Annotated in this window: 12 protein-coding genes; 5 read left to right on the top strand and 7 right to left on the bottom strand. The window is 61.3% G+C overall.

All coding sequences use genetic code 11. The features are described 5' to 3' along the window. From JFU48_RS15160 to JFU48_RS15140, 5 genes are all read left to right on the top strand, one after another. Positions 1-933 carry a hypothetical protein gene (locus JFU48_RS15160; protein ID WP_003227144.1) on the top strand — a complete coding sequence of 311 codons (933 nt, stop codon included), beginning with the start codon at positions 1-3 and terminating at the stop codon, positions 931-933. Beyond that, entirely contained in the window at positions 930-2,834 is a 1,905-nt protein-coding gene (locus tag JFU48_RS15155) for a response regulator (RefSeq protein WP_003227145.1), read from the top strand. The genes JFU48_RS15160 and JFU48_RS15155 overlap by 4 nt, the downstream gene beginning before the upstream one ends. 247 nt (positions 2,835-3,081) lie before the next feature. Further along, complete coding sequence (gene fabA / locus JFU48_RS15150) at positions 3,082-3,597, top strand: 3-hydroxyacyl-[acyl-carrier-protein] dehydratase FabA (RefSeq protein WP_003227150.1); 516 nt, start codon at positions 3,082-3,084, stop codon at positions 3,595-3,597. Between the two features lie 11 nt (positions 3,598-3,608). Continuing rightward, positions 3,609-4,829 (top strand): beta-ketoacyl-ACP synthase I, encoded by a 1,221-nt coding sequence (gene fabB, locus JFU48_RS15145; protein WP_003227152.1) that lies wholly within the window; start codon positions 3,609-3,611, stop codon positions 4,827-4,829. 392 nt (positions 4,830-5,221) lie between these two features. Next, positions 5,222-5,410 carry a hypothetical protein gene (locus tag JFU48_RS15140; protein WP_003227153.1) on the top strand — a complete coding sequence of 63 codons (189 nt, stop codon included), beginning with the start codon at positions 5,222-5,224 and terminating at the stop codon, positions 5,408-5,410. Between the two features lie 147 nt (positions 5,411-5,557). Here JFU48_RS15140 and JFU48_RS15135 read toward each other — a convergent pair whose 3' ends face one another. The 7 genes from JFU48_RS15135 to JFU48_RS15105 form a co-directional block, all read right to left on the bottom strand. Next, on the bottom strand, positions 5,558-6,100 hold the full coding sequence (locus JFU48_RS15135; protein WP_003227155.1) for a DUF2058 domain-containing protein: 543 nt from the start codon (positions 6,098-6,100) through the stop codon (positions 5,558-5,560). A 26-nt stretch (positions 6,101-6,126) separates the two neighbouring features. Further along, entirely contained in the window at positions 6,127-6,960 is an 834-nt protein-coding gene (mazG, locus tag JFU48_RS15130) for a nucleoside triphosphate pyrophosphohydrolase (protein WP_201136856.1), read from the bottom strand. A gap of 132 nt (positions 6,961-7,092) precedes the next feature. Beyond that, positions 7,093-9,336 (bottom strand): GTP diphosphokinase, encoded by a 2,244-nt coding sequence (gene relA / locus JFU48_RS15125; RefSeq protein WP_003227159.1) that lies wholly within the window; start codon positions 9,334-9,336, stop codon positions 7,093-7,095. Positions 9,337-9,437: 101 nt separating this feature from the next. Further along, positions 9,438-10,814 (bottom strand): 23S rRNA (uracil(1939)-C(5))-methyltransferase RlmD, encoded by a 1,377-nt coding sequence (rlmD, locus tag JFU48_RS15120; protein ID WP_201136855.1) that lies wholly within the window; start codon positions 10,812-10,814, stop codon positions 9,438-9,440. Next, entirely contained in the window at positions 10,814-11,716 is a 903-nt protein-coding gene (gene cysM, locus JFU48_RS15115; protein WP_027612303.1) for a cysteine synthase CysM, read from the bottom strand. Before cysM ends, rlmD begins: the two co-directional genes overlap by 1 nt. 193 nt (positions 11,717-11,909) lie before the next feature. Further along, positions 11,910-13,334, bottom strand: a complete 1,425-nt coding sequence (locus JFU48_RS15110) for a sensor histidine kinase (RefSeq protein ID WP_201136854.1) — start codon at positions 13,332-13,334, stop codon at positions 11,910-11,912. Beyond that, positions 13,321-14,043 carry a response regulator transcription factor gene (locus JFU48_RS15105; RefSeq protein ID WP_003227164.1) on the bottom strand — a complete coding sequence of 241 codons (723 nt, stop codon included), beginning with the start codon at positions 14,041-14,043 and terminating at the stop codon, positions 13,321-13,323. The genes JFU48_RS15110 and JFU48_RS15105 overlap by 14 nt, the downstream gene beginning before the upstream one ends. Positions 14,044-14,225: the final 182 nt, after the last annotated feature.

Here is a 14,225-nt window from a genome sequence, read left to right as displayed (position 1 = left end):
GTGCGCTTCGGCACGGCAAACAAGACACCAACCCTGGGCCACTGGCTGGCCGGTGCGTGTCTGTTTTTGACCGCGTGGCTGCACGGGGTGGCGGTGCAGGCCGCCGACATTCTGTTGACCGGCGCAGAAGAAAGTCCCGGTGTGCAGGCCTTCGTCCAGGCGTTGAGCGAGCTGCGCCCCACCGACAACGTACGTTTCCAGCCACTGGCCAGCCTGCCGGCACCGGGCAAGTTGCCGGCCAATCTGCGGATGATTCTGCTCGACCTGCCCAGCCTCGACTGGCGTCTGAAAGAGTCTCAGGGGCCGGCGACGCTGGTGTTGCGCATCAGCCGATTGCAAGCGCGGCAACGCCTGGGTGGCGCACAACCGCCGCACTTGAGTCTGCTGTGGAGCGACCCGCCGCTGGGCCGCCAACTGCAATTGATTCGGCGGATTCTGCCGCAGGTGCGGCGGGTTGGCGTGCTGTTCGACCAGCACAGCGAATTCCTGCTCAAGGAGCTGCACCAGGCTGCTGCACCGCTGAACCTGCAAATCGTCAGTCAGCGTTGGGACAACACCCAGGACAGTCGCCCGTTGCAAACCGTGCTGAGAAACAGTGACGTGTTGCTGGGCCTCGACGATCCCGATCTGTACAACCCGAAAACCGCGAAAAACCTGCTGCTCAGCAGCTACTCCCGGCAAGTGGCGCTGATCGGGCCGAACGCGGCGTTCGTGCGTGCCGGCAGCCTCGCCAGCACTTACAGCGATCAGCCCGACTGGCTGGCGATCCTTGACCGGTTGCTGGATCGTCCCCCGGCGACGTGGCCGCGCTCGCTCTACCCCGATCGTTTCAAAGTCTCAAGTAATGTGCAGGTCGCTCGTTCCCTCGGTATCGAGCCAATCGATGAAGCGTCTGTTGCCCGCCAGTTGGCTGAAGGAGAAAGCCACCCATGAATCTGCGTCGCCGCTGGGACATCAACACCCGCACGCAATTGATCAGCCTCGGCCCGGCCCTGCTGCTCACGCTGCTGCTGATCAGTTTCTTTACCTTCGTGCGGATTCAGGATTTGCGTCAGGAGCTCAATCACACCGGGCAACTGATCGCCAATCAACTGGCGCCCGCCACCGAGTACGGGGTGATTTCCGGCAACAACGAAGTGCTGGAAAGCCTGCTCAAGGCGACTCTCGCAACACCGAACGTACGCTTTCTGGAAGTGCAGGACAGCGCCAACCGGATTCTGGCCTACGTTGAACAAGCCGCCGACGCGCACAACCGCCCGCATCAGGTCGAGGTGTTCCAGGCCCCGGTGCGCCTGCAACGAATCGCCCTCAACAGCGATTTTTTCCACGACGCCAAAGCCAGCAACAACGTGACCAGCGAGGATTACCTGGGCCGGGTGATCGTCGGTCTGTCCAACGATGCCTTCAGTCAGCGCCAACAGGAAATTCTGCTCAAGGCCGGGATTCTGGCGTTGTTCGCCCTGCTCTTCACCTTTGTTCTGGCGCGGCGTCTGGCCGGCAGTCTGTCGGCGCCGATCCGCGATATCGGCAACGCGGTCAAGGCGATTCAGCAAGGCGATTACAAGACCCCGCTGCCGATCGTCGATGACACCGAGTTGGGCGCCCTGTCGCAGCACATCAACAACCTCGCCCAGGCACTGGAGCAGGCCAGCCGCGAACAGCATCAGGCGATGGCGCAACTGATCCAGACCCGTGAAGAAGCGGAAAAGGCCAACAACGCCAAATCCGATTTTCTGGCGATGATGAGCCATGAACTGCGCACACCGATGAACGGCGTGCTGGGCATGTTGCAGTTGCTGGAAACCACCGACATGACCGAGGAGCAGATCGAGTACGCGGCGCTCGCATCCGAGTCCACCGAACACCTGCTGAAAGTCATCAACGACATTCTCGACTTCTCGCGGATCGAACGCTCGGAGCTGGAGCTTGAGCACATTCCGTTCAACCTCGCCGACCTGATCGGTGCTTGCGCCCAATCCTTCCAGCACAGCGCGGTGCAGCGTGGCCTCGCCCTGAACCTGCAGATTCCCGAGGACATGCGCGACTTGCAGGTGCAGGGCGACCCGACGCGGATCCGGCAGATTCTGGTCAATCTGGTGGGCAACGCCTTGAAGTTCACCGAGCGTGGTCGGGTCAGCATCGAGGCACAGTGGCAGTCGCTGGATCACGAATTGCTGTGGTTCACCTGTTCGGTGCGCGACAGCGGCATCGGCATTTCGTCTGAGAGTCTGGAATTGATGTTCAACGCCTTCCAGCAGGCCGACAGTTCGATTTCCCGGCGCTATGGCGGCACCGGTCTCGGTTTGCCGATCGCCCGCACCCTGGCCGAACGCATGGGCGGCACGTTGCGGGCGCAGAGCGAAGAAGGCCTGGGTTCGGTGTTCACCCTGGAAATCCCGCTGGCGCTATATAAGCAGACGCTGCCGACACTGGCGGCGCCGCGCGCGGCCAATGGCAACGGGCATGGCGAGGGGCGCAATGTGCTGCTGGTGGAGGACAATCCGGTCAACCAGACCGTCATCGAAGCGATGCTGCGCAGTCTGGGCTTTACCGTCAGCGTCGCCACCGATGGCGCGCAAGCGGTGCGCAGTGCTGAAGGCAATGATTTCGAAGTGATTCTGATGGATTGCCGGCTGCCGATCATCGACGGCTACGAGGCGACCCGGCAGATCCGCCAACTGCCCGGACGCCGCGAGGTGCCGATCATCGCGCTGACCGCCAACGCGTTGCAGGGCGACCGCGAAACTTGCCTTTCGGCGGGCATGAACGATTATCTGGCCAAGCCGTTCAAACGCAATGACCTACAACAGATTCTGCAGCGCTGGGTGCAGTAGTGACGGTTTTTCGACCATCTGCGACTGGCGTGAAAAGCGAAAGTGCGGCAGTCTTAGGCACCCGAACGAGCCTCAAAAGAGGCTTGAATAAAAATTTCAGTGCACAAGTGTACATTCATGTCCTTGGTGCTGTGACTTTCACCACAACGCAATAGTCTATGAGTAGGCTGCCGGTACGAGGCATGAACGCGTCGATCGGCCGGGAAGATTTGCCCCACCTGCCGCATGGGATTATTGAGGAGCTCGCATGACCAAACAAAACGCCTTTACTCGGGAAGACCTGCTGCGCTGCAGTCGCGGTGAGCTGTTCGGCCCAGGTAACGCGCAACTGCCCGCCCCGAACATGCTGATGGTCGATCGCATCACCCTGATCAGCGAAGAAGGCGGCAAGTACGGCAAAGGTGAATTGGTCGCCGAGCTGGATATCAACCCTGACCTGTGGTTCTTCGCGTGCCACTTCGAGGGCGATCCGGTGATGCCGGGCTGCCTGGGTCTGGACGCCATGTGGCAACTGGTCGGCTTCTTCCTCGGCTGGCAAGGCCTGCCGGGCCGTGGTCGTGCGCTGGGTTCGGGCGAAGTGAAATTCTTCGGCCAGGTCCTGCCGACCGCCAAGAAAGTCACCTACAACATCCATATCAAACGCGTCCTCAAGGGCAAGCTGAACCTGGCCATCGCCGATGGTTCGGTGACTGTCGACGGTCGCGAAATCTACACCGCCGAAGGCCTTCGCGTCGGCGTTTTCACCTCCACTGACAACTTCTAAGGGTTATTCGCATGCGCCGCGTCGTTATCACTGGTCTGGGCATTGTTTCGTGCCTGGGCAATGACAAAGAGACCGTCTCCGCTAACCTGCGTGCAAGCCGCCCTGGCATCCGGTTCAACCCGGAATATGCTGAAATGGGTCTGCGTAGCCAGGTTTCCGGCTCCATCGACCTCAACCTTGAAGAACTGATCGATCGCAAGATCTATCGTTTCGTCGGCCACGCAGCGGCTTACGCCTACCTGGCCATGAAAGACGCCATTGCTGACTCCGGCCTGACCGAAGAGCAAGTGTCCAACCCGCGTACCGGCCTGATCGCCGGCTCCGGCGGCGCGTCGACCCTGAACCAGATGGAAGCGCTGGACATCCTGCGCGAGAAAGGCGTGAAGCGCGTCGGCCCATACCGTGTAACGCGGACCATGAGCAGCACCGTTTCCGCGTGCCTGGCCACACCGTTCAAGATCAAGGGCCTGAACTACTCCATCGCCTCTGCCTGCGCCACCAGTGCTCACTGCATCGGTACCGCCATGGAACAGATCCAGATGGGCAAGCAGGACATCGTCTTCGCCGGTGGCGGTGAAGAAGAGCACTGGAGCCAGTCGTTCCTGTTCGACGCGATGGGCGCCCTGTCCAGCAAGCGCAACGACACCCCGGAACAAGCTTCCCGCGCCTACGACGCCGACCGTGACGGTTTCGTCATCGCTGGCGGTGGCGGTATGGTCGTGGTTGAAGAGCTGGAACACGCGCTGGCCCGTGGCGCCAAGATCTACGCCGAAATCGTTGGCTACGGCGCAACGTCCGACGGCTACGACATGGTTGCCCCAAGTGGCGAAGGCGCGATCCGCTGCATGCAGATGGCAATGTCCACCGTCGACACCCCGATCGACTACCTGAACACCCACGGCACCTCGACTCCGGTCGGCGACGTCGCGGAAATGAAAGGTGTGCGTGAAGTGTTCGGCGACAAGGCGCCAGCGATCAGCTCGACCAAGAGCCTGTCCGGTCACTCCCTGGGCGCCGCCGGCGTTCACGAAGCGATCTACTGCATGCTGATGATGGAAGGCAACTTCATCGCCGGTTCCGCCAACATCGACGAGCTGGACCCTGAAGTGGCCGATCTGCCGGTGCTGACCAAGACCCGCGAGAACGCCACCATCAACACCGTGATGAGCAACAGCTTCGGCTTCGGCGGCACCAACGCCACGCTGGTGCTGAAGCGCTGGGAAGGCAAGTAATTCCCCGCTGCTGAGCTCCACATGAAAACGCCCCGACTGGTTCGGGGCGTTTTTTTTGGCCGGCTTGAAACCAGCAGCCACAGCGCAAAACCCTGTGGGAGCGGGCTTGCTCGCGAAAGCGTCGTGTCAGTCGACATCAGTCTGTCTGATATACCGCCTTCGCGAGCAAGCCCGCTCCCACAGAGGATGTCAGTGCGCCTGAAAATGAAACTTCTGTCATGCAACTTCCCGCCCTGCGACCGAATGTCGCGGATTTAGCGGGCTGCAGCACTGTTGCAAAAACCGCAACAACACCTTGCACAAATCAAGCGTTTACTTAGCAAGCTAACAAATCATATAAAAGAGTCCTGCACACGCCTTGCTGCAGATAACTTGAGATTTGGAGCTAGCAGATGACTGTAAAAGTAACTGAACGCGACGATTCACACATGTCCCATGAAGGCGTAGCCGCCGGTGTACGGATCTGGGATGTGCATCAACAAGACTTGCTGGTCGGCATGTTCCACAACGAGATCGACGCCCACAACTACAAGGCCGAACTCGAACTGCAGGAACAGCAACGGGATCTGAAATCCGCTTAGGCGAATATTGAACCTGTGGCGAGGGAGCTTGCTCCCGCTGGGGCGCGAAGCGGCCCTGTTCTACAACTCAAGAGCAGGGGCCTGCTACGCAGTCCAGCGGGAGCAAGCTCCCTCGCCACAGTTTGTCGTTGTTACAGCTTTATCGGTTTACCACATCAGGTCATCAGGGATCTGGTAGGCCGCGTACGGATCATCCTCAGCTGCGACCTCTTCGGTCTGCACGTTGAGCTGCACAATGCGCTGCGGATCACGCTCCTGGATCTTCAGGGCCGCTTCACGGGGGATCACTTCGTAGCCACCGGCATGGTGCACGATCGCCAGCGAACCGTTGCTGAGCTTGTTGCGCATCAGCGTGTTGACGCAGATGCGCTTGACCTTCTTGTCGTCAACGAAGTTGTAGTAGTCCTCGGTATTGAGCTTCGGCAGACGCGTCACTTCGATCAACTGCTTGACCTGCGCGGCACGGGCCTTGGCCTCGGCCTTCTCCTGCTGCTGACGGTTCAGCTCCTGGTCGCGCTTGACCTTCTCGGCCATGGCTTCCTGAGCGGCGCGTTGCTGCGAATCATCCAGCTCGGCCTGCCCCTTGTGGGCCAGACGCTGTTGCTTCTGCTTGTCTTTGCTGACCTGCTTGGCCTGCTTTTGGTTGACCAGGCCTGCTTTGAGCAACTGGTCGCGAAGGGAAAGGCTCATTAATGCTTACTCACTTGGGCAACGGCTCAGCCGCAGCTGGGCACATTCTTTTCCTGGCGTTTGGCTTCACCCCACAGGGCGTCCAACTCTTCGAGGGTGCAATCTTCCATGGGACGACGGGTGTCGCGCAATGCCTGTTCGATAAATCGGAAACGTCGTTCGAACTTGCCGTTGGCACCGCGCAGTGCGGTTTCCGGATCGACCTTGAGATGCCGGGCCAGATTGACCACGGAAAACAGCAGATCACCGATCTCGTCAGCCACCGCGTCGGGATCGTTTTCGGACATGGCTTCGAGCACTTCGTCGAGCTCTTCGCGCACCTTGTCCAGCACCGGCAGTGCATCCGGCCAGTCGAAGCCGACCTGCGCTGCACGCTTTTGCAACTTGGACGAACGCGACAGTGCCGGCAGCGCGGCAGGTACATCATCGAGCAGTGACAGCTGCTCGGGCGCGGCGGATTTCTCGGCGCGTTCTTCGGCCTTGATCTCTTCCCAACGCTGCTTGACCTGTTCTTCGCTCAGGCGCGGCACATCCAGCGGCGCGTACAGATCGCCGGTGGGGAACACGTGCGGATGACGACGGATCAGCTTGCGAGTGATGCTGTCGATCACTCCGGCAAATTCGAAGCGCCCTTCTTCCCGGGCCAACTGGCTGTAATAGACCACCTGGAACAACAGATCGCCCAGCTCGCCCTGCAAGTGATCGAAGTCGCCGCGTTCAATGGCGTCAGCCACTTCATAGGCTTCTTCGAGGGTATGCGGGACGATGGTCGCGTAGGTTTGCTTGATGTCCCACGGGCAACCGAACTGCGGGTCGCGCAGGCGGTTCATCAGGTGGAGCAGGTCTTCAAGTGAATACATCTGTCATGCCTCTACACAAAACCAATGTGGGAGCGGGCTTGCTCGCGAATGCGGTGTGTCATTCAGCGTAAATATCGACTGACACGCCCTCTTCGCGAGCAAGCCCGCTCCCACATTCGAACGAAGCCATCTTCACGGAGTACGGTTACGCCGCGTCTCGATGATGTTCGGCAACTGCGAAATCCGCCCCAGCAAGCGTCCCAGCGCATCCAGCCCGGGAATCTCGATGGTCAGCGACATCAGCGCGGTGTTGTCTTCCTTGTTCGAGCGGGTGTTGACCGCCAGCACGTTGATCCGCTCGTTGAGCAGCACCTGCGAGACGTCACGCAGCAGACCGGAACGGTCGTAGGCGCGGATGACGATGTCCACCGGATAGGTGAGCACCGGCACCGGGCCCCAGCTGACCTGGATGATCCGCTCCGGCTCGCGCCCGGCCAGTTGCAGCACCGAGGCACAGTCCTGACGGTGAATGCTCACGCCACGACCCTGAGTGATGTAGCCGACGATCGCGTCGCCCGGCAGCGGCTGGCAGCAGCCAGCCATCTGCGTCATCAGGTTGCCGACGCCCTGGATCTGAATGTCACCACGCTTGCCCGGTTTGTAACCGGTGGCTTTGCGCGGGATCAGTTCCAGCTGTTCGTTGCCGCGTTCCGGCTCGACCAGTTGCTGCGCCAGGTTGACCAGTTGCGCCAGACGCAGGTCGCCGGCACCGAGGGCGGCGAACATGTCTTCGGCGGTTTTCATGTTGGCCTTTTCAGCCAGCTTGTCGAAATCCACCGCCGGCAGACCGAGGCGATTGAGTTCGCGTTCGATCAGGGTTTTACCGGCCGCAACGTTCTGGTCACGCGCCTGCAACTTGAACCAGTGAACGATCTTCGCCCGCGCCCGCGAGGTGGTGACGTAGCCCAGGTTCGGGTTCAGCCAGTCGCGGCTCGGCGTACCGTGCTTGCTGGTGATGATCTCGACCTGCTCACCGGTCTGCAGGCTGTAGTTGAGCGGCACGATCCGCCCGTTGATCTTCGCGCCACGGCAGTTGTGACCGATTTCGGTGTGCACGCGGTAGGCGAAGTCCAGCGGCGTCGCGCCTTTCGGCAAATCGATGGCGTGACCGTCGGGGGTGAAGATGTACACCCGGTCCGGTTCGATGTCGACCCGCAGCTGTTCGGCCAGACCACCGATATCGCCCAGCTCTTCGTGCCACTCGAGCACCTGCCGCAGCCAGGAGATTTTCTCTTCGTAGTGGTTGGAACCGGACTTGACGTCAGTGCCCTTGTAGCGCCAGTGCGCGCAGACGCCGAGCTCGGCCTCTTCGTGCATCGAGTGCGTACGGATCTGCACTTCGAGAACCTTGCCTTCCGGGCCGATTACCGCCGTGTGCAGCGAGCGGTAGCCGTTCTCTTTCGGGTTGGCGATGTAGTCGTCGAATTCTTTCGGGATGTGCCGCCACAGGGTGTGGACGATGCCGAGCGCGGTGTAGCAGTCGCGCATTTCCGGCACCAGCACGCGCACGGCGCGCACGTCGTAGATCTGGCTGAACTCCAGCCCCTTGCGCTGCATTTTGCGCCAGATCGAATAGATGTGTTTGGCGCGGCCGCTGATGTCGGCGTCGACACCGGTGGCCTGCAATTCGTCCTTGAGCTGGGTCATCACGTCAGCGATGAACCGCTCACGGTCCAGCCGCCGCTCGTGGAGCAGCTTGGCGATCTGTTTGTATTGATCGGGTTCCAGGTAACGGAAGGACAAGTCCTCCAGCTCCCACTTGATATGACCGATGCCGAGTCGGTGCGCGAGCGGCGCATAGATGTCGAAGACTTCCCGGGCGACGCGGTTGCGCTTTTCGTCGTCAGCGGTTTTCACCGCGCGGATTGCGCAGGTACGTTCGGCCAGTTTGATCAGCGCGACGCGAACGTCGTCGACCATTGCCACCAGCATCTTGCGCAGGTTTTCCACCTGGCCCTGAGTGCCCATCACCATCGACTGGCGCGGGCTGAGGCTGGCACTGATTGCCGCCATGCGCTGCACGCCGTCGATCAGTTTGGCCACCACGGGACCGAAGCGCTGGCTGACCGCCGCGAGTTCGATCTGGCCTTCGCGGACGCCGCGATACAGCACCGCCGCGACCAGCGAGTCCTGGTCGAGCTTGAGGTCGGCGAGGATCTCGGCGATCTCAAGTCCCGTACTGAAACTGCCGCTGCCCTCGGCCCACAGATTCTTCGCGGCGTTGGACTGCTGTTCGGCCTCGCGAGCGAACTCGCAGGCTTCCTTCAAGGCTTCGCGATCCAGCGCCATGTCGACACTGACCGCGTGATCGAGCCAAGCCTCGAGATTGATACTGCCGTCAGTGTTGATCGGCTGGTGTGCTCTCACCTGTACCATGCTGCTTTACCTTCCCTACGACGCAGATTCAATGCGTCAAATCGCTGACCCCCAATGCCCGGATGCGCTCGCGGGGCTAAAGCGAGCGCCGCCCGGACAGGTCAGACGGATTCAGACGAGCCATCCTGGCTCGCTTCAAATAACGCCATGGCCTCGACATGCGCCGTCTGAGGAAACATATCGAGAATCCCGGCACGTTTTAACCGGTAGCCCTGCTTGATCAATTCGACCGTATCGCGCGCCAGAGTTGCAGGGTTGCACGACACATACACCAACCGTTTGGCACCCAGGGTCGCGAGCTTGCGCACCACCTCGAAAGCACCGTCACGCGGTGGGTCCAAGAGTACCGCAGAAAAGCCGTTTCCGATCCACTGAGCATCGGTCAAAGGCTGGGATAAATCGGCTTGAAAAAACTTTGTGTTATGCAAATTGTTACTAGCGGCGTTCGCAGCGGCACGGTCGACCATGGTCTGCACGCCCTCCACCGCCACCACTTCACGCACGCTTTTGGCCAGTGGCAAGGCGAAGTTGCCCAGACCGCAGAACAGGTCGAGCACGCGCTCGTCACCGGTCGGCTTCAGCCAGTCCAGCGCCTGCGCGACCATCGCCTCATTGACCCCGGCGTTGACCTGGATGAAATCCCCCGGCCGCCAGGCCAGATCCAGATCCCACTGCTCCAGGCGATAGCCCAGCGCCTGCGTGGCATCCACCGGTTGTGGCTCGCCTTCGCCATGCAACCACAGTTGCGCTGCATGGAACTGGCAGAAATCCTTGAGGATCGTCAGGTCGGCTTCGGACAGTGGCGCCATGTGTCGCAGCAATACCGCCAGCGATGAACCACTGAACAACTCGACATGCCCCAGCGCCTGCGGTTTGCTCAAACGACGGAGCATCTCCGGCAAACGGGTCATGATCGGTTGCAAGGGCTGTACCAGCACCGGGCATTCGTTGATGGCGACGATGTCCTGGCTGCCGGCGGCGCGGAAACCCACTTCGAGCTTCTTCGCCTTCATGTCCCAACGCACGGCGATCCGCGCGCGGCGGCGATAGCCGAACTCCGGGCCGGTCAACGGCGCCGCCCATTCTTCAGGCTCGACCCCGGCAACCTTCGACAGCTGCTCGGCGAGCATGCGCTGTTTCAGGGCAAGCTGTTCGGCGTGGGGCAAGTGTTGCACGCTGCAACCGCCGCAGCGGCCGGCGTGCTGACACGCTGCCGGACGACGCAATTCGCTGGCCTTGAACACGCGCTCGGTGCGCGCCTCGACCACTTTGCCGCGGGCGCCAAGCACCCGCGCCTCGACTTCTTCACCGGCGAGGGCGCCGAGGACGAACCAGGTTTTGCCTTCGAAAAACGCGATGCCGCGACCGTCATTGGCCAGGCGCTCGATGTTCAAGCGCTGTTTTTTGCCGGTCGGGATTTGCGCGGCCTTGCTGCCGCCGGTGGGCTGGAAGCGCAGACCTCTCTCGTGCTTGGCCATCAGTTGGGCGCGTCGAAAATGCCGGTCGACAGATAACGGTCGCCACGGTCGCAGATGATCGCGACGATCACCGCGTTTTCAACTTCCTTGGACAGGCGCAGCATCGCTGCCACCGCACCGCCCGAGGACACGCCACAGAAGATACCTTCTTCGCGAGCCAGACGCCGGGTGACGTCTTCGGCCTCGCTTTGCGCCATGTCGACAATGCGGTCGACGCGGTCGGCCTGATAGATCTTCGGCAGGTATTCCTGCGGCCAGCGGCGGATGCCCGGAATGGCCGAGCCTTCCATCGGTTGCAGGCCAATGATCTGCACGCTGTCGCTCTGCTCTTTCAAGTAGCGCGACACGCCCATGATGGTGCCGGTGGTGCCCATCGAACTGACGAAATGGGTGATGGTGCCCTGGGTCTGACGCCAGATTTCCGGGCCGGTGGTGGTGTAGTGCGCCTCGGGGTTGTCGCCGTTGGCGAACTGATCGAGCACCTTGCCACGGCCTTCGGCTTCCATGCGCTGGGCGAGATCACGAGCGCCTTCCATGCCCTCTTCCTGACTGACCAGAATCAGCTCGGCACCGTAAGCGGTCATCGCCGCCTTGCGCTCGGCGCTGGAGTTGTCCGGCATGATCAGGATCATCTTGTAACCCTTGATCGCGGCGGCCATGGCCAGCGCAATCCCGGTGTTGCCCGAGGTCGCTTCGATCAGCGTGTCACCAGCGTGGATCTGCCCGCGCAGTTCGGCACGGGTGATCATCGACAGCGCCGGACGATCCTTGACCGAACCCGCCGGGTTGTTCCCTTCGAGCTTGAGCAATAGGGTGTTGCTGGTGGCACCGGGCAGGCGCTGCAAACGCACCAGCGGAGTGTTGCCGACGCAATCGGCGATGGTTGGGTACTGCAGGGTCATGGCGTATTCGCAATCCAGACGTGCGGGGGCGCCTATCATACCGGCAAACGTTCGCAGGCCATATCACGCAAAGTGCGGTGCTTATGGTTTCTGGGAATAAGCAGTAACAGTCTCACCAGTGGTGAGACTATTAGTTGAATCGAAGGTCCCCTTCGCGAGCAAGCCCGCTCCCACAGGAGGGTGACGATGTTGGTTATACAATCTGCGGACGCCCCACATCCACTGTGGGAGCGGGCTTGCTCGCGAAGGCGTCAGCCGTCACGCCGCCGTCATCGGCAATCAGCCGAAAATTCAAGCGCAACCCCGCCCCACTATTCTCCGCCCACAACATCCCACCCTGCCTTTGCACCGCATTCCTCGCAATGCTCAACCCCAGACCAAACCCGCCATCCCCCGGGCGCGAGCCGTCGAGGCGGGTGAACGGCGAGAAGATCCGTTCCAGATCCGCTTCAGCCACACCGCCGCCCTGATCTTCCAGCCACAGATGCCAGTAATCGCCGTCACGCCGTCCATCGAGGCACACGATGCCGCCCACGGGCGAATGACGAATGGCGTTGCGCAGAATGTTCTCCAGCGCCTGCGCCAAACTATTGAGATTACCGCGCACCCAGCACGACGACGGCACCGCGCACTGCAATTGCAGGCTCGGCCAGCCGCTTTCATAACAGGCGTTGTCGGTGAGCATTTCCCACAGCGCCTGAATCTGGATCGCCTCCTCCGGCAGTGGCGCACGCTCGGTGTCGAGCCAGGCCAGTTGCAGGGTGTCCTCGACCAGGCGTTGCATGCCGTCGACTTCACGGCCGATGCGCTCGCGCAGTTGCCGCAGATCCTGTTCGCTTTCACTGGCCACCCGCAATCGACTCAGCGGCGTACGCAACTCATGGGACAGGTCGCGCAGCAGTTGCTGTTGCAGGGCGACAGTGGATTGCAGGCGCTCGGACATCGAGTCGAAAGCCCGCGCCAGCTCGCCGAGTTCGTCCGGGCGCTGGGTGATGCCGCTCGACAGGCGCACATTCAGTTGATCGGCGCGCCAGGCGTTGGCCTGCTCGCGCAGGTTGTTCAGCGGCACCACCAGCAAGCGATACAGGCCGACACACAGCAGCAAGGTGAACAATCCCGGAATCACCCCGTTGGTGATCACCCTCCAGAACACCCGGTATTTACCCGGCAGGAATCGCTCGGGCAACTCGATCACCAGACTGCCGGCAGACGGGTCCTGGGGAAACGGCACCCGCAGCCACGGCCGGCCCTGCTTGTGGATCGGCCAGTCGAGCCCGCGCAAAAAAGTCAGGTGCTGGATTTCCTGTTCATTCAGCGGATCGCTGCTCAACGACTGCAGATTGCGATCGATCACTCCGACCCAACCCGCCTCGCGCAGCTCCATGCTCTGCAACCAGTTATCGACCCCGTCACGCTCACCGCGCTGCCACGCCCGTTCGGCTTCAGCGGCATAACGGCTCAGCGTGCCGCGCGCCTCGTCGGAGAGAAACTGGTTGCGCTCCTCCATGTAGCGGCCCCAGGACCAGCTCAGCCAGATCATCAGCAGACAGAACGCCACCAGCAGGCACGCCAGTTTCCAGAACAGCGAATGCCGGCCCGGCAGGTCAGAGATTTTCATCGGGCGCACTCAGCACGTAGCCCTTGCCCCACACCGTGCGCACTTCACGCTCGAGGTAACCGATGGCCTTGAGTTTGCGGCGGATCTGGCTGATGTGCATGTCAAGGCTGCGGTCGTGGGCGGCGTAACCGCGTTGCAGAACGTGCTGATAAAGGAAGGCCTTGCTCAACACTTCTTCATCGTTGCGATTGAGGGTTTCCAGCAGGCGGTATTCGCTGCGGGTCAGGCCGGCGGCTTGCGCGTTATAGAAAACCTCGCACTGTTCATCGTCAAAGCGCAGCGTGCCACTGGCCATCGCCGGAGTAACTGCCGCCGGGCGCCGATCAAGGGCCACCCGCCGCAGAATCGCCTCGATGCGCACATGCAGCTCGGCCATGCTGAACGGCTTTGGCAGATAATCATCGGCCCCCAGGCGAAAGCCACTGATGCGATCGGCCTCGGCACCCAGGGCGGACATCAGCAGCACCGGCGTCGAATGGCTCTGGCGCAATTGGGTCAGCACATTCAGGCCATCGAGCCCCGGCAACAGTATGTCCATCAGCACCACATCGAACGGCTGGCGACGCGCGATGTTCAGCCCTTCCTGACCGTTCTGGCACCAGGTCACCTTAAAGCCGCTGCGCCCCAGATGTTCGTGAACATAGGCGCCCAGAACCGGGTCGTCCTCGATGGCAAGAATGCGTGGGAAATCGTTGGAGGCAAGCGTCATGAGTATCTGCAAATAATTCTCAGTTGGCCGATTATTCAAGATTGCCCGCTATCGGGCAACCCAAGGTTGACCTGGCGGACAAACGCGCCATGCGCCGTCGACCGATGACGACATCATTTTTCCGGAGATTGCCTGCCTGCAAATCGCTACACTGCGCCAATGTCGCGTGCCGGATGCACGTA

It is taken from the genome of Pseudomonas sp. TH49, from assembly GCF_016650625.1.
Classification (GTDB): Bacteria; Pseudomonadota; Gammaproteobacteria; order Pseudomonadales; family Pseudomonadaceae; genus Aquipseudomonas; species Aquipseudomonas fluorescens_H.
Note: the sequence above shows the minus strand (reverse complement) of the source record. Positions and strands in the feature narration are given on the sequence as shown.